The following is a 19,767-nucleotide window of genomic DNA, read 5'->3' on the forward strand; positions in this document are numbered from 1 at the left end:
TTGTCGACGCGGCTCATGCCGACGTCAGTTCCGCGTCCTGCCAATGCACGCGGTTGCCGCCCAACCGCTTGGCCTGGTACAGCGCGCCGTCGGCGTGCGCATACCAGTCATTCCATTCGTGCTTCGCGCTGACCAGACAGGCGCCGACGCTGACCGGACAGATGGTCGGCGGCGACTGCGGAATCAGTAGCAGGCCGTGCACGGTCGAGACGATGAAGTCGGCGAAGCGCATCACGTCCTGGCGCGTCGAGGCGGCGACCAACAGACAGAATTCGTCGCCGCCGAGCCGGCAGGCGATGTCCTCGGGGCCGGCCACCGAACGCAGGATGTTGGCGACGCTCTGCAGCACGCGGTCGCCGACCAGATGACCGTGATCGTCGTTGACCTGCTTGAAGCGGTCGCAGTCGATCAGGATCAGGCCCATGGTGTCGGGCATGCCGACGGCGCGGCTTTCCTGCAGGTGCAGGGTCAGGCCGCGACGGTTGTACAGGCCGGTCAGGTCGTCGGTACGGATCAGCTCTTCGGTCTGGTTGAGCTGATGGGTCGTCGCATACAGGCTGTCGAGCGCCGCTTCGAGGTCCTGGTTGCGGCGGCGCAGGCGCCGGATCAGGCTTTGTTCGTTGAGCACCACGCGCATGATCGCGCGGCGCAGGAAATACGAAACCAGGGACGGGTCGCGGTCGACCAGCCTTTGAAATTCTTCGTGGCGCAGCTCGACCAGCAAGCCGTCGGTGGCGGCGATCGCATCGGCGCTGCGGGCGTGGTCGCCGATCAGCAGGCCGAGCTCGCCGAAGAACTCGCGCACGCCCAGGCGCTTGGTGACCAGGTCGTCGCCGAAGTCGAGGACGATCGCGCCGCGCGCGATCACGAACATGGTGGTGCCGAGCTCGCCGCGGCGGAACAGTACTTGCCCGGCTTCGACCCGGCGCGGCCGCCCGATCTCGGCGAACAGCTCGAATTCGCCAGGCGTCAGCACGGCCATAGCCACGTCCGTTGGCGCCGCGGTCGTCGTCGAGTTGTCGGTTTCGCGGCCCATCGAGGGCACCGCCATGTCGCGATTCATCCCGATCTCCCCACACCCCTCATCCTGTGGGGTTCCGCCAGCAGGATAGCATCTGGTCTGAACTGCTAACGCGGGTTTGCCGCCGAAACGGCCAGCCCGCGCCGGCATCCGGGGACCATTGGGCCGCCATTACGTTGCAATACCGTGGCCGCGACGACAAGGTGTTGCGCGAAGGAAACAGCGCAGGGGCTTGCGTTTTTCGCAGTAAGAGCCGGCCCGGGCGAAGTCGCGGCGGCCTGTTCATGGTGATGGGCCGCGTGGCCTTCGACCCGCCCGGACCGGGTGCCCGCCGGCGCTCGAGCGCATCGACGGTCCGGCGCCGAGGGCCAGCGCCCACCGTCGCACACTTGAACAGGGCTGCGGCGATCCGGATGCGGCACGCTCGTCGTGCGCGACCGCCGGACCTCCTCCCCGCCGCTATTCCCTATTCCCTATTCCCTATTCCCTATTCCCTATTCCCTATTCCCCATTCCCCATTCCCGCCCATAGCGCCCCGCACCGCAACGAAAAAGGGCCCCTTGCGGAGCCCTTCCTCGTCCCTATCCCCTTGCGACGTGCGGACGACGGTTCAGGCGGCGGCCTTGCTGTCGTCGTGGAACTGCTCTTCCTCGGTCGAGCCCTTCAGTGCCACGGTCGAGGACTGATTGCCCTGGATCGTCTGCGTCACCGCGTCGAAATAACCGGTGCCGACCTCGCGCTGGTGCTTGACCGCGGTGAAGCCCTTCTCGGCGGCGGCGAACTCGGCTTCCTGCAGCTCCACGAACGCGCTCATCTGGCGGCGCGCATAACCGTGGGCCAGATTGAACATGCCGTAGTTGAGGCTGTGGAAGCCGGCCAGGGTGATGAACTGGAACTTGTAGCCGTAACGGGCGATTTCCTTCTGGAACTTGGCGATGGTGGCGTCGTCGAGGTTCTTCTTCCAGTTGAAGCTCGGCGAGCAGTTGTAGGCCAGCAGCTTGCCCGGGAACTTGGCGTGGATGGCCTCGGCGAACTTGCGCGCGAACTCCAGGTCCGGCTTGCCGGTTTCGCACCACACCAGGTCGGCGTAGGGCGCATAGGCCAGGCCGCGGCTGATCGCCTGGTCGAGACCGTTGCGGGTCTTGTAGAAGCCCTCGACGGTGCGCTCGCCGGTGGTGAAGGGCTGGTCGTTCGGGTCGATGTCGGCGGTCAACAGGTCGGCGGCCTCGGCGTCGGTGCGCGCGACGATCAGGGTCGGCACGCCCATGACATCGGCGGCCAGGCGCGCGGCGACCAGCTTCTCGACCGCTTCGCGGGTCGGCACCAGCACCTTGCCGCCCATGTGGCCGCACTTCTTGACCGAGGCCAGCTGGTCTTCGAAGTGCACGCCGGAAGCGCCGGCCTCGATCATGCCCTTCATCAGCTCGAAGGCATTGAGCACGCCGCCGAAGCCGGCCTCGGCGTCGGCCACGATCGGCTGCAGGAAGTCGACGTCGCCGCTGCCTTCCGAGCACTGGATCTGGTCGGCGCGCAGCAGGGTGTTGTTGATGCGGCGCACGACCTGCGGCACCGAGTTGGCCGGGTACAACGACTGGTCGGGGTACATCTCGCCGGCGATGTTGGCGTCGGCGGCGACCTGCCAGCCCGACAGATAGATCGCCTTGAGCCCGGCCTTGACCTGCTGCATGGCCTGGTTGCCGGTCAGCGCGCCGAGCGCGTTGACGAAGTCTTCGGTGTGCAGCGACGTCCACAGCTTGTTGGCGCCGAGCTTGGCGATCGAATGCTCGACCGGCACGGTGCCGCGCAAGCGCACCACGTCCTCGGCGGAGTACGGACGGGTGATGCCGGCCCAACGCGGGTTGGTGGCCCAGTCGTTACGGAGTTGATCGGCGGTCGGCAGGGTGTGGCTCATGACTTCGATTCCTTACGTATGGGTCGTGTGACGTGGGGTGTGGTGTGCTTGTGGATAGGAGCAGCAGCAGCCGCGACCTCGGGTTGGCCGACGTGGTTGCGGTGCCACGGTCGCGGCTTGCGCCGCTCCTACCCCAAAGCGGGTCAGTCGATGCGTTCGTAAGCCGGCAAGGTCAGGAACTCTTCCAGCGTGTCGGCATGGGTCAGTGCATCGAGCATCGCGATGGCTTCGTCGAGCTTGCTGCCGCCCGGCAACTTCATGCGGTCGGCGAGCTTGCTCGGCAGGCCGATCAGGGCGCGTTCGAGCAGGGCGAAATCGAGCGGCGTGCCGTCGTCGAGGAACAAGCCATCGGCGTGCAGCCACTGCCACAGTTGGGTACGGGCGATTTCGGCGGTGGCGGCGTCTTCCATCAGCCAGTGGATCGGCACGCAACCGTTGCCTTCGAGCCAGGCGGCGAGATAGCGCACGCAGACTTCGACGTTGCCTTCGAAACCGCTGCGGGTGATGGTGCCGAACGAGGGCTTGATCAGGTCGTCGCGGATGATCAGCACGTCGTCGCGCAGCACGTGCTGCTGGTGCGGGGTCGGCATGCGCTCGTCGAAGATGCGCATCGCCAGCGGAATCAGCGCCGGGTGCGCGACCCAGGTGCCGTCGTGGCCGGCGGTGACTTCGCGCAGCTTGTCGGCGCGCACCTTGGCCAGCGCGGCTTCGTTGGCGGCCTCGTCGCCGCTGATCGGGATCTGCGCGGCCATGCCGCCCATCGCATGCGCGCCGCGCTTGTGGCAGGTCTGGATCAGCAGCTCCGAATAGGCGCGCAGGAACGGCTGGGTCATGGTGACCTGGCCGCGCTCGGGCAGCACCTTGTCGCGGTGCGCGCGGAAGGTCTTGAGGTAGGAGAACACGTAGTCCCAGCGGCCGCAGTTGAGGCCGGCGATGCGGCTGCGCAGGGCGTGCAGGATCTCGTCCATCTCGAACACGGCCGGCAGGGTCTCGATCAGCACCGTGACCTTGATCTGGCCGGCGGCCAGGCCCAGCGCGCGCTCGACGTGATCGAGCACGTCGTTCCACAACTGCGCTTCCTCCATCGACTGCAGCTTGGGCAGGTAGAAATACGGGCCGCGGTCCTTGGCGACCAGCGCGGCGGCGTTGTGGAAGGCGAACAGGCCCAGGTCGAACAGGCCGCCGGAGATCGGCGCGCCGTCGACGCGCAGGTGCTTCTCGTCGAGGTGCCAGCCGCGCGGGCGCACCATCAACACCGCCTGCTCCTCGAAGGGCTTGAGGGTGTAGTGCTTGGAGCCGTCCGGCGCCATCCAGTCGAGGGTGCCGGCGACCGCCTTCTTGAGCGCGCGCTGGCCGGTCAGCAGGTTCGCCCAGGTCGGCGCCGTGCTGTCCTCGAAGTCGGCCATGTAGACCTTGGCGCCCGAGTTGAGGGCGTTGATCACCATCTTCGGATCGCAGGGGCCGGTGATCTCGACGCGGCGGTCGAGCAAGGCGGTCGGCAACGGCGCGACGCGCCAGTGGCCGGCGCGGATCGCGGCGGTGTCGGTGCGGAAGTCCGGCAGGCCGCCGGCGTCGAAGAAGGCCTGGCGCTCGCGGCGAGCGGCGAGGCGGGCCTGGCGCACCGGCTCGAAACGGCGGTGCAGCCCGGCGAGGAACTCGAGGGCGGCCGGGGTCAGCAATTGCTCCTGTCCGGCCTGGCTGGCCGTGAGCTCGATGCCGTCACCCGGCTGACGTTGCTCCTGTTGCGGTTGCTGCCATTGCGCGATCACTGCCGACATCGGTGCGACTCCTGGGGGGATCATCCTTGGGGGGATTTGGCGGCTCCCGACGAGCCAGCCTCTTGCCCCAGACCATGCGCTGGCGTCTTGTATTTGACAATCAAGTTTTTTCAATGCATATCATTTGAGTAACTTATAAATAGTTCTCATGTGGCCACGACACGCAGCCTAAGTCCGCGATTTGCTTACAAAGGCGACCGGCTCAAACCGCTGCGCGCCTTCTGCCAGACCGCGCGTCTGGGCTCAGTCTCACGGGCTGCTGAGGCGCTATACCTGAGCCAGCCGGCCGTGACCCTGCAATTGCAGGCGCTGGAGCGCGAAATGGGGGTGCGCCTGCTCGAGCGCAGCGGCCGCCGCCTGGCCCTGACCCGCGAGGGCCAGGAGCTGTACGAACTGGCCCGGCCCCTGGTCGAAGGGCTGGACGCCCTCGACGGCACCTTCCGCGAACGCATCCGTGGCCTGGACGCGGGCGAACTCAACGTCGCCGCCGGCAGTTCGACCATCCTCTACCTGCTGCCGAAGATCGTCGAAGCCTTCCGCGCCGCCCATCCCGAGGTCCGCCTGACCCTGCACAACGTCACCGGCGCCGGCGGCCTGGACCTGTTGCGCTCCGATGCGGTCGACCTGGCGGTGGGTTCGATGCTCGACGTGCCCGGCGACCTCAGCTACGCCCCGGTCTACCGCTTCGAGCCGATGCTGATCACCCCGCGCGATCACCCACTGGCCAAGCTCGACACCCTGACACTGCAGGACCTCGGCCCCTACGGCCTGATCCTGCCGCCGCAGCGGCTCACCACTTACCGCATGGTCGACGTGGTGTTCCAGCAGAACCGGGTGCCGTACACGGTCGCGCTCGAAGTCGGCGGCTGGGAGGTCATCAAGCAATACGTGGCGATGGGGCTCGGCATCAGCATCGTCACCGCGATCTGCCTGACCGATGCCGACCGCGCGCGGCTGTCGGCGCGTTCGCTGGCCGAGTATTTCCCCTCGCGCAGCTACGGCGTGGTGGTGCGCAAGGGCAAGTACCTGTCGCCACAGGCGCGCGCCTTCACCGAGCTGATCCAGCCGGACCTGTTCGTGCGCGGCGATTACTACGCGACCGGCCAGTCCGACCGCTGATCGCCTATCGCTTACGACCAAAAAAAGCGGGGCGGGAGCTCGCGCTCCCGCCCCGTCGAAGTCACTCGGACCTCAGTCTTGCCCAAGCTCCCATGGTGCAAGCTCGATAATGCAAGCTCGCCAGTGCAGGCTCAGTACTGCACGCTCACGCGCACGCCGCTGAAGTCGGTAGTGCCGTACAGGCTCACGAAGACATAGCCGACCGGCGGGTTGTTGACGGTCAGCGTCTCGGTGTTGCCGCTCGCGGTCGAACGATAGTTGTGCGCCGAGCGCGTGGCCCAGCTGCCCAGCGTGTTGACGTAGAGATCGGCGTTGCCGGTGCCGCCGGAGGTGGTGATGCGCAACTGCGTGGTGCCCGCCGGCACGTTCAAGAACATGTAGACATACCCACCCGCCGACGCAGCCAGGTTGCTGCGCGAGCAGTTCTTGCCGAGTTCGCGGGTATCGGCGGCACTGCATTCCGGCAAACCGCCGCCGCTGCTCACCGTCACGCTCTTGGCGACCGTGGTGCGTGCACCGCGGTTATCGGTCACCGTCAACTGCACCGCATAGGTCCCGGCCGCGGCATAAGTCTTGACCGGATTCGTCGCGGTCGAGCTGGTGCCGTCGCCGAAGCTCCACGCGCGCGAAGCGATGCTGCCGTCGGCATCGGACGAGCCATCGGTGAAGCTCACCTTCAGGCCTTCGATACGGGTGGTGAACGCCGCCACCGGCGGAGTGTTCGAGGTGCCGCCGGTAACCGTCACCGACTTGCTCGTGGTCGCCGTCGCACCGCGGTTGTCGGTGACGGTGAGCCGCACGGTGTAGGTGCCCGCGGTGGCGTAGGTCTTGCTCGGGTGGGTGGCGGTCGAGCTGGTGCCGTCGCCGAAACTCCACTGCCGCGAGGCGATGCTGCCGTCGGGGTCGGACGAGCTGTCGCTGAAGTTCACCGTCAGACCGTTGGCGGCATGGCCGAACGCGGCCACCGGCGACTGGTTCGGCGTGCCGCCGCAACCGGGCGCGTCCGGCGTGGCGACGCAGGGCAGCCAGGCGCGGAAGGCGGCGTCGTTGTTGCTGCCGATGCCGCCCATGAAGGTGGCGTAGCCGGTGTAGTTGCCCGGCCGGAAGTAGCCCAGGATGCTGTTCACTTCGCTGCGGCGTTGCTCGAACATGAAACGCACGGCCAGATAGCCCCAGCGGTAGACCAGGTTCTGGCCGCTGTTGTAGTCGTTCTGATAGACCCGGCTGAGCGCGTAGGTACCGCGCGCGGCTTCGCTTTGCGCCGCCGTGTTGGCCAGGTTGCGGTACGAGAACGACATGTATTCGGCGAAGCCTTCGACCCACCACACGGTCTTTTGCTTCATCGCCGCGTTGAAGTCGCCGAACATGTTGAAGCGGCCGTCGAGGTAATGGATGTACTCGTGGGTCAGGTTCCAGATCTCGAAGGTCTGCGGCCGCATCCATTCGGCCTCGTAGGCGATGAAGCGCGCCTGGTTGCCGGTCGCGGCCGGGTTGCCTTCCAGGTACATGCCGCCGTTGTTGGTGTTGATGCCGTAGAGCGCGCCGGCATAAATGCCGTAATCGGTGCTGCTGTCGAACACCACCATTTCCAGCGCGGCGTTCTGGTCGTTCGCCACCGGCACGCCGCCGGTGGCCATGGTCTGGTGGAAATAAGTCTCTTCGCCGGCGACGATCGCGCAGGTGTCGGCCAATTGCGCGGCGGTCATCGACTGCGCGCGCAGGCGCAGGGTCGGACTGCAGGTGTGGCGGACCGGCAACGCCGCCGCGTCGACCCGGGCCTTGAAATCGCACAGACCGTAGTAGCCGCAGTTGGCCTTGTCGAAGTAATCGACCATCTCGCCGATGCCGACCCACAGGCGCGCGGTCGGGCCCGTCACCGAGGACCGGTCGAGCAGCGTCTTCGCCCGCGACTGGGCGATGCTCTTGACGTTGCCGGTGTATTGCAGGAAGCGGCCGATCTCGCGGCCGGCATTGGCCACCAGATAGTCGTCGGCCTGGCCCAGCATCGCGAAGTGGGTGTTGGCGAAGTTGTACAGCGTGTCGACGATCGAGGGATCGGCCTGCACCGCGGTGCGGAACGCTTCGTCCTGGTGGCCGCGGAAGGTCACGTTGTAGGCGTTGTTGACCGCCACCTTCATCCAGTAATACGCGTTGTAGCTGCTGTTGTAGCTGTCGAGCAAGCGCTTGACCACGTACAGATAGCGCGCGTTCTCGATCGAGCTGTCGATCAGGGTGACGAACTCGGCCAGGGTTTCGCCGTGCACGTCGTTGACCAGGCCGAAGTTCGCGTTGGCGGCGAAGGCGTCGAGCGCCGGGCGGATCGCATTCTTCAACGGCGCGCCGTAGCTACCCACGCTGGTGTCGTAGAACTGCACGTAGTAACCGGCGCGCAGGAACAGCACCAGTTGCAGGGTGCTGCCGGCATTGGTGCCGTTGTAGTCGCGTGCGGACGCGGTCAGGGCGTTGGCGATGGTCACCATCTGCGCTTCGCGGAAGGTGCCGTAGGCGGTGGTGCCGCTCAGGCCGAACAACTGGTTGATGCAATCGGTGTCGGCGCTTTTGACCGCGGCGACCAGGGCGGCGCCGCTGAGGCTGGCGAACTGATTGGGGTCGCAAGCCGCCTCGGCCGCCTGCAGGCTGCGCGCGCTGAACTTGGCCAACGACGGCCGCCGCAGGATGTCGCGACGCGCGTCGGCGCCGTCGTAGTCGGTGTCGGCGCGTTCGCGCAGCAACGGCTGGTAGGGAATGCGCAGCGAGGGTTCGGCGGCGCGGTCTTGCTGGTGCGCGTCGAAGATCTGCCGTTCGGTCGCCGGCGATTTACGCACCGCGGCGACGCGCGCGGCGGCCGTCTGCGCGGCCATCGCGCCATGGCCGACGGCGAGGCCGGAGGTTTGCAGCGGGGATCGAGCCGAGCCGGATTGAACCGAGGTGGATTGGATCGAACTCGATTGGATAGAGCTCGATTGCAGCGGGCTCGATTCGGCGGACGCGCCGCTCAACGCGTCCCAGGGCAAGGCATAGCTCAGAAAGCTGACGGCGGTAACGACGGCGCCAAGCATGAGGGCTTGGGTCGGCCCCGGTTTGGGTGCAAAAGACATCGCATTCTCCTTTGATTGGACGTCGGGCCCGATGCGGCGGCGACATGCGGCCTGGCGATCGGGTCCGTGGCTCCGGATTGCGGAAAGTCATCGACGGTCGAACGAGTGGATGAGGGCTGCTCTCCTTGCTCGGTGAGTTGCGGCTCGGTGGTCGGGACGCGCGCATCGCGCACGTTCGTGGGGGACGGGACGGCCGACGGCTCCAGGACGGGCGTGGCAGACGTCGCGAATCGGTCGGCGCGCGTTGATGCGGCCCCATCCGCCGGGCAGCCGGGTTCGCGGGGCTGGCCTGGCCTGCCCCTCGATCGGTCCCGAGTCTGTTCACCGGAGGACCCCCTGCCCGTCCGGTCACACGCCTGACATGTCGCCAGGCTATTTTGTATACCGTATACGGTATCTGCTAACTTGGACCGATTCCGTGACGTCAGTCTGTGGAGACGATCACCGTGCCAGGCAGACGCTCGTGCGCCGACGGACGGCGATCCGTGTCAGCGCCCTGCCCGCGGCGAAGAACGGCCCATTCGACGCCGGCCCCGGCCGCGCCTTCCGAGTCCGGATTCGAATCAGGCGACGCGCGCCAGCCTTGCTTTCCGGCTGCCCTCGCCCAGGCGCACGCAGGCGACCGCCTCGCCCGCGGGCAGGCCGCAGGCGCTGGCGGTTGGGTAGACTGAACGCATGAGCATCGTCCCCCGTTCGCTATCCGACCAAGCCTTCGAAGTGGTCCGCGAACGCATTTTGTCGACGCAGATTCCGCCGCTCGCACCGATCCGCCAGGAGCTGCTCGCCGAGGAACTCGGCATCAGCAAGATCCCGCTGCGCGAAGCGCTGGGCCGGTTGGAACAGCAGGGCTTGTTGAGCTCGCATCCCAACCGCGGCTTCTTCGTGCCGGCGATGACCGCCGGCGAGGCCGAGGAAGTGTTCGCGCTGCGCCTGAAGATCGAGCCCGACGCCGCCGCGCATGCCTGTCTGGAAGCGAGCGAGGACGAACGCAAGGCCGCGGGGGCAGCGCTGGCCGCGCTGGAAACGGCCTCGAAGGCCGACGTCCACAGCGCGGTGCGCTTCAACCGCACCTTCCACCTGTCGCTGGTGCGGCCGGGCGGCCGCCACGTCACCACCCAGTTGGTCGAACGCTTGCAGGTGCTGGCCGAACGCTATGTGCGCAAGCACCTGGAACCGGAAGGCCGCGAGGCCCGTGCGAGCAGCGAGCACCACGAGATCCTCGAGGCCTGGCTGGCGCGCGACTCCGCGCGCGTGGCCGACCTGCTGTGCGCCCACATCGTCTCGACCTTGAACGATCTGCGCCTGCAGCTCGAACAGATCGACAGCACCGGCGAGGCCGGCAAACCCGGCGGCAAACGCGCCGGGCGTCCACGCCAATTAACGCGCCGGCCCACGCCCGAATAAACGCGCAGAAACCGGCACGTGGTCGGTCCGATTAGACGTGGTCAGACCTGGTCAGGTCGTGCCGTGGTGCTTGCCCTGCCAGGGCTTGTACCAGTCGCGGATGCGGCGCATGTCGGCATCCATGTCATCGCCGAGCTGGAACGCCTCGCCGATGCCGATGATCTTGTCGGGGTAGTGGAAATACGCCGGCACCACCGGCACGTCGGCGGCCTTGGCGATCTTCCAGAACCCGGCTTTCCAGCGCTCGACGACTTTGCGCGTGCCCTCGGGCGCGAGACCGAACCAGAAATGTTCCTGGGCGCGGATCATCGCCGCGGCTTGCTCGATCACGCCGTGCGCGGCGCTGCGGTTGACCGGGATCACCCCGAGCGAACGCAGCAGACCGCCGAGCAAAGGCACGCGGAACAGCGAGTCCTTACCGAGGACCTTCACGTCCAGGCCCATCGCCGCCTTGGCCGCGAACCCCCAGACGCCGTCCCAGTTGGACGAATGCGGCGCGCCGATCAGCACCGCGCGCGGAATGTCGGGAAAGGCGCCGACCATGCGCCAGCCGCCGAGCCGCAGGATGGTGCGGCCGACCCAGCGGGTGAAACGGTTGAAACGCACTTGCGGCACGTTCGGCGGCAAGGTCAGGACGATGTCGTCGCGGGCTGGCTGCTGCATGCGTGCTCCGTCAGTCCCAATTACTTTGCGAACGGCCGCGCTTGGTCGTGCTGCGTTCGCGCTTGGCGCCGAGGCGGCGTTCCTTGGAGGCACGGCTGGGTTTGGTGGCGATGCGCGGCTTGGGCGCGCGCAGGCCGCTGTCGACGAAGGCGGCCAGGCGCACGCGGGCGTCCTCGCGGTTGCGTTCCTGGGTGCGGAAACGCTGCGCGCTGATCACCAGCACGCCCTCGGTGGTCACGCGCCGGTCGCGCTTGCTCAGCAAACGCTCGCGCACGGCGTCGGGCAACGAGGGCGATTGCGCGATATCGAAGCGCAATTCCACCGCTGTCGCGACCTTGTTTACGTTTTGCCCGCCCGGACCGGTCGAACGCACGAAGCGCTCGACCAATTCCTGTTCGGGAATCGTGATCGACAGATCCACCATGCTCTCCTCCGCCGGCGATTGTAGACCGGCGCGCGGTCGCGTCCATTACGCGGCATAGACGGGGCCCGGGCGGACCGCGGCCGAAGCCGGGCTTGACCGCGGCGGGCGGCTGTGCGGGCCGTCGTTGACGCGGCCGCGGGCGAGGCGGACCATGCCGGGACCGGTCCAAGGAGGAAGTCCGTATGCGCCAGCGCCTGCCCCGTTCGCTCGCCGCAGCCCCGCTCATGGCGGTCCGGCTCGCAACCGTCATGGTCGCCGCACTGTTCGCCGCCGCGCCGGCAGCAGCGCAGGACGCCTACCTCGACCCGGCCAACGTCGATGCCATCGCCTCGCCGCGCGCGCAGCGGCAAACCCTGCAATCGGCCCAGGCCATCGCCGAGGCGGTGGTCGGGCGGCCGGCGAATTCGACCGACCAGGAGATCCTGCGCAAGTACGCCGGCGTGCAGAGCGGCTTCATGCAGCAGTTGCAGAATGCCGCCAGCGCCGCCACGGCCAGCCAGTACGACGACGGCCGTCAGGACAACCGCTACGACGACAGCAACTACGGCCGCGACGCCTACGGCAACGTCTATGACCGCAACGGCTTCGAGCAGAGCAACGGCGGCTTCAGCGCCTCCGAGCTGCAGGCACTGACCCAGCTGTCGCGCACCCCGGAGGGCCGCCGCGTGCTGGAGCAGATGGCGCAGCAGGGCTACGGCGCCGGCGGCGGCAACGGCTACGGCTCGGGCACACCGAAGCAGGTATTGCGCGACGCCTTCCTGCAGGACCTGCTCAATGCGGCCTCCAACGCCGCCGCGCGTCCGGTCTATCGCCAGTACGAACGCCGCCCCTGATCGCCTCGGCGTTCGGGCGAACCCGGTACCCCCCGCGACGGCGGCCGCGTTGACGGCCGGCGCGCGGCCACGGACGATGCCGTCCCCCTTCAAGGAAGAACACCCATGATCAAGCTGTCCCGCGGTCTTTCCATCGCCTTGCTGAGCGCCGCGCTGTGCGCGGCGCCGGCCTTCGCCGCCCGCCCCAGCGACGCCCAGATCGACCAGCTCATGCAGTCGATGAACTACGAGCGCATGAAGGGCGAAATGCTCAAGCAGATGCGCGAATCGGCCGAGATGATGGCCGTGGCCGAAGCCGGCGACCGGCTCGACGACAAGCAACGCGAAGCGCTCACGCGCAGCCTGGCCCGGCAGATGAGCATGGTCGAGCAGATGCTGGACTGGAAGGCGGTCGCGCCGATCTACCGCAAGGTCTACGGCGAAACCTTCGATGCCGCCGAAGTGCAGGCCATCATCGATTTCTACGGCAGCCCGGCCGGGCGCAGCATCATGGAGAAGATGCCGCAGGCCATGGGCCGGACCATGCAAGAAATGCAGCCGCTGATGAAGAGCATGTTCGAGCGCATGCAGCGCGAGCTGCGCGACGAGGTCAAGGACATCGTCGATGGCGACGGCAACACCGCACCGGCACCGCCCGCACCGCCGGCGCCTCCCAGCGCGCCCCAGCCTGCGGCGGGCGGCTGAGCCGGCTTCGTCGCTAAGGCGCAGGAGCAGTCCCCCTGTCCCCTTTTCCAAAGGGGAAACTGCGCGCGGGTCAGGGCGCGTCGCCCTTAAACGGCGGGCGCCGTCTCGAACAAGGCCAGGGCCTTGGCGAACTCCGCGTCCGGCGGCGCCACCGCGACGATGCGTTCGCCGCTGAGCGGGTGCAGGAACGACAAGCGCTGTGCGTGCAGCAACATGCGATGGATGCCGAGCATGCGGAAGCTGCGGTTGTGGCGGCCGTCGCCGTGGCTGGTGTCGCCGATCAGGTGATGCGACAGGTGCTTGAGGTGGCGGCGGATCTGACGGAAACGCCCGGTCTGCGGCTGCGCCAGCAGCAGCGCATAGCGGGAGGTCTCGAAACCCGCCGACGGCAAGGCCAGCTCGGTACGACCGAGGCAACGAAAACGGGTCTGCGCCGGTTTCTTGACCGGCTTGCCGGGCCCGCCGTCGAGGTCGTGATCCACCTCGAACGCATCCTCGGCCGGCCAACCTCGGCACACTGCCAGGTAGTCCTTCTCGACTTCGCGCGACATCAGCACCTTGCCCAGGGCCGAGGCCGCTTCGCGATCGAAGGCCAGCAACAAACAGCCGCTGGTGGCGCGGTCGAGGCGGTGGACCAGGAAGATCGGCCGGCCGAACTGCGCGCGCAGGCGGTCGGCGGCGAAGTCGGTCTCGCCGCGCGCGAGCGCGCTGTCGTGAACCATCAGCCCCGCCGGCTTGTCGATGATTGCGATCGTCTCGTCGGCGTACAACACCGGCAAGCCGGCGGCGGCCACGTCCGCGCGCGGGCCGGCATCTGAATCTGGGGTCGAACTGAACGTCGGGTTCATGAGGCCGTACACAAGCGCTAGGGTGATCGACCGCTATCTTCGTTTATTACGCCAAGCGCTCACAGAGCACCCATCGGATATTTCGCGCTAGTAACGTCGCTGAACATCAAGCGCTTCTGCGCCATCGAACATTTCAGGATTCTCATGCCTCACTCCCGCACCCGTCTCGCCCCGCTCGCCGTCTCGCTCGGCCTCGCCCTCGGCCTGGCCCTGTCGTCGGCCCAAGCCGAATCGCCGAAGCCGCCGGCCGGAGTCAGCGCCGGCCCCTGCGTCGAAGGCATTTGCGAGTACCGCTTGAGCAACGGCCTGCGCGTGCTGCTGTTTCCCGATGCCAGCCAGCCCACGGTGACGGTCAACCTGATCTACGGCGTCGGCTCGCTGCAGGAGAACTACGGCGAGACCGGTATGGCCCACCTGCTCGAACACCTGCTGTTCAAGGGCACGCCGCGCCATCGCGATATTCCCGCCGAGATGAAGAAGCGCGGCATCGGCTTCAACGCCGAGACCTCGCTCGACCGCACCAACTACTTCGCTTCGTTCCCGGCCAACGACGCCACCCTGGACTGGCTGCTCGGCCTGGAAGCCGACCGCATGCTGCATTCCGACATCGCCCGCAAAGACCTCGACAGCGAAATGACCGTGGTCCGCAACGAGATGGAAAGCGGCGAGAACAGCCCGGTCGCGGCGTTGATGCAGCGCGTGCGTTCGACCGCCTACCTGTGGCACCACTACGGCAACAGCACCATCGGCGCGCGCAGCGACGTCGAAAACGTGCCGATCGAGCGTCTGCAGGCTTATTACCGCGCCTGGTACCGGCCCGATAACGCCACCCTGGTGCTGGCCGGCCGGCTCGACCCCGCCGCCACCTTGAACGCGGTCGCGCGCCACTTCGGCCCGCTCCCCAAGCCGTCCGAGCCGATGCGCAAGTTCTACACCCTCGATCCGGCCCAGGACGGCGAGCGCGACGTCACCGTGCGCCGGGTCGGCGACATCCGCCTGTTGATGGCCGCCTATCACGTGCCCGCCGGCACCCATGCCGACGCCGCCGCGCTCGGCGTGCTCGACGAGGTGCTCGGCCACGTGCCCGGCGGCCGCCTGCACAAGGCCCTGGTCGAAAGCGGCCTGGCCGCGAGCGTCGGCGGCAGCAGCGAGCAACGCCAGGACCCCGGCCTGATGAGCGCGCTCGCCGCGGTACCGAAAAACGGCGATGCGGCCAAGGCCGAACAGGTGCTGATCGCCCAGCTCGAACAGATCGAACGCCAGCCGGTCACCGCCGCCGAAGCCGAGGCCGCCAAGCAACGCCTGCGCAACGGCTTCGAGCTGGCCTATACCAACGTCTCCGGCGTCGCGATGGGCCTGTCGGACGCGGTCGTCGCCGGCGACTGGCGCTTGTACTTCCACTACCGCGACGCGCTCGAAAAAGTCAGCGCCGACGACGTCAACCGCGTCGCCCGCCGCTACCTCACCGCCAGCAACCGCACCTTCGGCCGCTTCGTCCCGACCGACACGCCGCAGCGGGTCGAGATCCCGGCCGCGCCGAGCGCCGCCACGGTGCTGCAGGGCTATACCGGCAAGAGCGCGATCGAGGCCGGCGAACATTTCGACCCGACCCCGGCCAACATCCAGGCCCGCACCGAGACCGTCACGATCGACACCGGCGTCGGCAGCGGACTCAAACTCGCCCTGCTGCCGAAAAAGACCCGCGGCGCCACCGTCACCGTCTCGGCCTCGTTCAACTTCGCCGACCTCGCCGCACTGAAAGGCCGCGAAGTCGCCGGCAGCATCGCCGGCGCCCTGCTGATGCGCGGCAGCGAAGGCTTGAGCCGCCAACAGATCGACGAGCGCTTCGAAGCGCTCAAGACCACCGTCGGCATCAGCGGCAGCATGCAGTCGGCGCGGATCAGCCTGACCACGCGCCGCGAGCACCTCGGCGAAGCGCTCGCACTGGCGGCCAAGGTGCTGCGCACGCCGACCTATCCGGACAAGGAATTCGAGCAGTACCGCCTGCAGGCGATCACCGGCCTGGAGGCCTCGCGCCAGGAGCCCGGCAGTATCGCCGGCATCGCCATGGCCCTGCATTTCGATCCGTGGCCGGCCGGGCACCCGCTGCATGCGATGAACCTGGACGAGTCGCTGGCGGCTATCAAGGCGCTCAAGGTCGACGACGTCCGCGCCTATCACCGCGATCTGTACGGCAGCGCCGAAGGCCAGATCAGCGTGGTCGGCGATTTCGACCCGGTCGCGCTGAAGCAACAACTGCGCAGCCTGTTCGCCGACTGGCGCCCCAAGCACGCGTTCGCATCGATCGACACCCGCTACACCGCGGTCGCCGCCGAACAGCGCCGCTTCGACACCCCGGACAAGCCCAACGGCGTATTGCTGGCGCGCGCCAACCTGTCGCTGAAGGACACCGATGCCGACTTCCCGGCCCTGGTCGCGGCCAACTACATCCTTGGCGGCGGCACCATCAAATCGCGCCTCGGCGACCGCATCCGTCAGAAAGACGGCCTAAGCTACGGCGTCGGCAGCGACCTCGACGCCGACAGCAGCCGCAGCGGCGTCGACGACGCCGGCAACTGGTCGATCGAAGCGATCGCCGCGCCGCAGAACCTGGACAAGGTCGAACGCGCGATGCGCGAGGAACTCGCACGCCTGATCAAGGACGGCGTAGGCGCCGACGAACTGCGCGACGCGGTGTCGGGCCTGCTGACCCAGCGCGAACAAGCCCGCGCCTCCGATCCGGCGATCGCCGCCGGCCTGGCCAGCAACCTGTTCTATGGCCGCACCATGCAGTTCTCGGCCGACCTGGACGCGAAATTCAAGGCCTTGACCGTCGACACCGTCAATGCGGCGATCCGCAAGCACCTCAAGCCCGAGCAGCTGAGCGTCTACACCGCCGGCGATTTTTCCGCCGCGAAGAAGGCGCCGGCGGGCAAGTAGGGCGAGACCAGCGGCAAGAGCAAGAGCAAATCCCACAGCGCCTGCTACGCAGGCACGGCGGGGGCGAACGGTGGGCGCTGCTGTGATCGGCAACCCCGCCTTGGACCGCGAGCGGGGCCAGATCGGCAACGGCAAGCGAGACTCCGCGGAGCCACCAGTGTTGGCCGTTGCTCGCCGTGAAGATTCTGCTGTGGCTGTGGCTGTGGCTGTGGCTGTGCGTAGCTTCGCACTAGCGAAGGCGATAGAAGACCCGGAGGGCGGCCCGCAGGGATGCGGGCCGTTTTTCATCGGGACAGGGATGTCCCGTATGAAAAATCCCGGCGTTGGCATCGAACGTGCGGGCCCTTGATTCAAAGAAAAGCATTTTTCTTTGGTTACCTTTCTTTTGTTGCTTATGACAAAAGAAAGTAACCCGCCGCTTTAGTGGCGGAAGCTCTTGGCGTTTGATCCTGATCTTGCTTGAAAGAGGCGCCGCAAGACCATTGCAGCGCGGTCGCGGCTTGCGCCGCTCCTACCCTGATAGTTGCGGCCCGTCTCAGCGCGAGATTGAGAGGCCGCGGTCGCGACTTACGTCGCTCCTACAAAGGGAACTTCTGCAATGCGAATCCCCCCTGGAGCGGCGTGAGCCGCGATCACGGGAGGCGCGGAGGTAACGAGACCGTCCGCAATCAACTCGAGTTCTTGCTCCGCGGCCACGCCGCCAGCAACGCCCACAGGCCGCCGAGCCCGGCGATCCACGACGAAGCCGGGATCGACCAGAACCGCGGGCCGCCCGATTCCATGCCGTACAGCACCGCCGCGACTACCAGCAGGCCGGTGCCGAGGATCGCCGCGACCGTGCGCCGCACCGCGTCCTTGATCGTACGATTGAGGTCGGTGATGTCCTGCGAGCGCATCTTCAATTCGTGCTGGCCCGACACCTGCTGGTTGAGCCAGCTGTGCAGCAGGCGCGGCATTTCCGGCGCGCGCGTGACCAACTCCGGCAAACGCTTGCGGAACTCGCTCGCCAGCCGCTGCGGGCTGTAGCGGTCCAGCAGGATGCGCTGCAGCACCGGCCGCGCCACCGCCCAGATGTCGAGCTTGGGATCGAGCAGACGGCCGACGCCTTCGATGTTGAGCAAGGTCTTCTGCAGCAGGATCAGCTGCGGTTGCAGGGTCAACTCGTAACGCTGCGCGGTGCGGAACAATTTCACCAGCACCTCGGCCAGCGAGATCTCGCTGAGCGGTCGGGTGAAGTAGGGCTCGCACACCGCACGCGTCGCCGCTTCGAGCTCGTCGATGCGGATGTGCGGCGGAATCCAGCCGGCCTGCACGTGCAACTCGGCGATGCGGCGGTAATCGCGGTTGAAGATCGCCATGAAGTTTTCGGCGAGGTAATACTGATCCTCGTCCGACAACTGGCCCATGATGCCGAAATCCAGGGCGATGAAACGCGGATTGCTGCGCCGCGCCGGGTCGCTGTCGACCCAGATGTTGCCGGCATGGGCATCGGCGTGGAAGAAATTGTCGCGGAACACCTGGGTGTAGAACACCCGCACGCCCTTGGAGGCGAGCGCGCGCCGATCGATGCCGGCGGCGTCGAGCGCGGCGATGTCGTCGGACGGAATGCCGTACACGCGCTCCAGAGTCAGCGCGCGCTCGCCGGTATGCGACCAGATCACTTCCGGCACGTACATGTCGTCGCTGTCGGCCCAGAAGCGGCGCAGCACGCTGGCGTTGGCGCCTTCGCGCTGCAGGTCCAGTTCGGCGGCGAGGGTGCTCTCGATCTCGGCGACGATAGCGCGCGGGCGGATCTTGTCGGCGCTGGGATGAGCGCGGTCGACCAGGGCGGCGAGCGCCTTGAGCAAGGCGATATCGCCGGCGATCTTGCCCTCGATGTCGGGACGCAACACCTTGACCACGACTTCGCGCGGCGGCCTGCCGTCCTGCGCCGGCAACCGCGCCGCGTGCACCTGAGCGATCGAGGCCGAGGCCAGCGGTTCGATGTCGAAGGATTCGAAAGCCTCGCCGATGCGGCGCTCGAGCGCGTCCTCGACGATCTTGCGCGCGGTCTCGCCGTCGAACGGCGCGACCCGGTCCTGCAGCAGGGCCAGCTCGATCGCGATGTCCGGCGGTACCAGGTCGCGCCGGGTCGAGAGGATCTGCCCGAACTTGACGAAGATCGGCCCGAGCTCCTGCAACACCAGACGCAGGCGCGCACCGCGCGACATCGCCGCGATCTCGTCGGAAGCGCGCGGCACGAACGGGCGCGCAAGCTTGAGCCAGCGTTCGACCGGGGTGCCGTCGAGCAGGTCGTCGAGGCGATAGCGCAGCAGCACGCGGCCGATACGCCAGGCACGCACCGCCGACCTCATGCGCCGCGTCCGGCGCGGTCGCGCAAGCGCGCCACGCGTGCGGCCGCGCGCTCGACGTCGTCGCGCAAGGTGTCGACGTCGTCGTGGAAGGCGTTCAGCTCGTCGCGCGGGACCACGTCGCGCGATTCCTCGGTGACGTATTCGGCGGCGTTGCCGGCCAAGGCGCCGGCGGCATCGCGGGCGTGGCGCAAGGCACCGGCAACGGTATTGGCGACCTGCACCCCGATCACATCGCCGAACACCGCGGTGAAGGGTTGCTGCCAGTCCGGATCGAAGCGTTCGGCCAGGCGCTGCAGGCGCCGCGCCAGATCGGCGTCGCCCTCGATGCGCAGCTTGCCGACCGGCGCGGCATGATCGTTGCGCGCGCCGCCGAGCAGGTTGGGCAACTGCGACAGGATCGCGCCGAGGGTGCTGCGCACCGACAGGTCGGGCTCGTCGCTGTCGCGCACCGGCCCGACTTCGAGGCGCTCGCCGGCGACCACGATGCGCAGCGCCAGCGGCGGCGACGCCAGGTGCAGGGCGACGCTGCGGCCGTCGAGCGGGCGCAGCGCTTCGCGGGTGTCGGGATCGAGCGCGAGCGCGCGGTTCAGCGCGGCTTCGAGCGCGCGGCCGGCCATCGGCTTGAGCGCGTCCAGGGGCGAGGCGGTGTCGGTCATGCGGCCATTCTAGCCGGCGCGCGCCGGCCGGCT

The 19,767-nt window shown here is 67.6% G+C and carries 14 protein-coding genes; 5 read left to right on the plus strand and 9 right to left on the minus strand.

The features are described from left to right. Positions 1–13: 13 nt before the first annotated feature. The 3 genes from ACKN61_RS22080 to aceB all read right to left on the minus strand — a co-directional run bounded on the left by ACKN61_RS22080 (position 14) and on the right by aceB (position 4,711). Positions 14–1,036: a diguanylate cyclase domain-containing protein gene (locus tag ACKN61_RS22080; RefSeq protein WP_408953892.1), complete on the minus strand. Its 1,023-nt coding sequence runs from the start codon at positions 1,034–1,036 to the stop codon at positions 14–16. Between the two features lie 595 nt (positions 1,037–1,631). Then, on the minus strand, positions 1,632–2,933 hold the full coding sequence (aceA, locus tag ACKN61_RS22085; protein ID WP_223621526.1) for an isocitrate lyase: 1,302 nt from the start codon (positions 2,931–2,933) through the stop codon (positions 1,632–1,634). A 143-nt stretch (positions 2,934–3,076) separates the two neighbouring features. Further along, positions 3,077–4,711 (minus strand): malate synthase A, encoded by a 1,635-nt coding sequence (gene aceB, locus ACKN61_RS22090; protein ID WP_408951249.1) that lies wholly within the window; start codon positions 4,709–4,711, stop codon positions 3,077–3,079. 150 nt (positions 4,712–4,861) lie between these two features. Between aceB and ACKN61_RS22095 the strand changes: the two genes are divergently transcribed. After that, on the plus strand, positions 4,862–5,830 hold the full coding sequence (locus ACKN61_RS22095) for a LysR family transcriptional regulator (RefSeq protein WP_031371358.1): 969 nt from the start codon (positions 4,862–4,864) through the stop codon (positions 5,828–5,830). A 131-nt stretch (positions 5,831–5,961) separates the two neighbouring features. On the opposite strand, the gene ACKN61_RS22100 is transcribed toward ACKN61_RS22095, so the two are convergent. Then, positions 5,962–8,928 (minus strand): collagenase, encoded by a 2,967-nt coding sequence (locus ACKN61_RS22100; protein ID WP_408951250.1) that lies wholly within the window; start codon positions 8,926–8,928, stop codon positions 5,962–5,964. A 675-nt stretch (positions 8,929–9,603) separates the two neighbouring features. Between ACKN61_RS22100 and ACKN61_RS22105 the strand changes: the two genes are divergently transcribed. Beyond that, on the plus strand, positions 9,604–10,332 hold the full coding sequence (locus ACKN61_RS22105; RefSeq protein ID WP_408951251.1) for a GntR family transcriptional regulator: 729 nt from the start codon (positions 9,604–9,606) through the stop codon (positions 10,330–10,332). Positions 10,333–10,383: 51 nt separating this feature from the next. Here the strand turns inward: ACKN61_RS22105 and ACKN61_RS22110 are convergent, their stop codons facing one another. Continuing rightward, positions 10,384–10,995: a 1-acyl-sn-glycerol-3-phosphate acyltransferase gene (locus ACKN61_RS22110; protein WP_031371361.1), complete on the minus strand. Its 612-nt coding sequence runs from the start codon at positions 10,993–10,995 to the stop codon at positions 10,384–10,386. A 10-nt stretch (positions 10,996–11,005) separates the two neighbouring features. Continuing rightward, entirely contained in the window at positions 11,006–11,419 is a 414-nt protein-coding gene (arfB, locus tag ACKN61_RS22115; RefSeq protein ID WP_031371362.1) for an alternative ribosome rescue aminoacyl-tRNA hydrolase ArfB, read from the minus strand. Positions 11,420–11,601: 182 nt separating this feature from the next. Here arfB and ACKN61_RS22120 point away from each other — a divergent pair, with 182 nt between their 5' ends. Beyond that, positions 11,602–12,252 (plus strand): hypothetical protein, encoded by a 651-nt coding sequence (locus ACKN61_RS22120; RefSeq protein ID WP_408951252.1) that lies wholly within the window; start codon positions 11,602–11,604, stop codon positions 12,250–12,252. A 105-nt stretch (positions 12,253–12,357) separates the two neighbouring features. Next, positions 12,358–12,936: a DUF2059 domain-containing protein gene (locus ACKN61_RS22125; protein ID WP_408951253.1), complete on the plus strand. Its 579-nt coding sequence runs from the start codon at positions 12,358–12,360 to the stop codon at positions 12,934–12,936. 86 nt (positions 12,937–13,022) lie between these two features. On the opposite strand, the gene ACKN61_RS22130 is transcribed toward ACKN61_RS22125, so the two are convergent. Then, complete coding sequence (locus ACKN61_RS22130; RefSeq protein WP_408951254.1) at positions 13,023–13,784, minus strand: pseudouridine synthase; 762 nt, start codon at positions 13,782–13,784, stop codon at positions 13,023–13,025. Between the two features lie 144 nt (positions 13,785–13,928). Here ACKN61_RS22130 and ACKN61_RS22135 point away from each other — a divergent pair, with 144 nt between their 5' ends. Next, complete coding sequence (locus tag ACKN61_RS22135; RefSeq protein WP_408951255.1) at positions 13,929–16,724, plus strand: M16 family metallopeptidase; 2,796 nt, start codon at positions 13,929–13,931, stop codon at positions 16,722–16,724. A gap of 668 nt (positions 16,725–17,392) precedes the next feature. On the opposite strand, the gene ubiB is transcribed toward ACKN61_RS22135, so the two are convergent. Both ubiB and ACKN61_RS22145 read right to left on the minus strand, forming a co-directional pair. Then, a complete protein-coding gene (gene ubiB / locus ACKN61_RS22140) occupies positions 17,393–19,078 on the minus strand; it encodes a ubiquinone biosynthesis regulatory protein kinase UbiB (RefSeq protein WP_408951256.1) in 1,686 nt (561 codons plus the stop codon). Then, complete coding sequence (locus ACKN61_RS22145) at positions 19,075–19,734, minus strand: SCP2 domain-containing protein (protein ID WP_408951257.1); 660 nt, start codon at positions 19,732–19,734, stop codon at positions 19,075–19,077. The genes ubiB and ACKN61_RS22145 overlap by 4 nt, the downstream gene beginning before the upstream one ends. Positions 19,735–19,767: the final 33 nt, after the last annotated feature.

Source organism: Lysobacter sp. Hz25 (assembly GCF_046097045.1).
GTDB classification, from domain to species: Bacteria; Pseudomonadota; Gammaproteobacteria; order Xanthomonadales; family Xanthomonadaceae; genus Lysobacter; species Lysobacter antibioticus_B.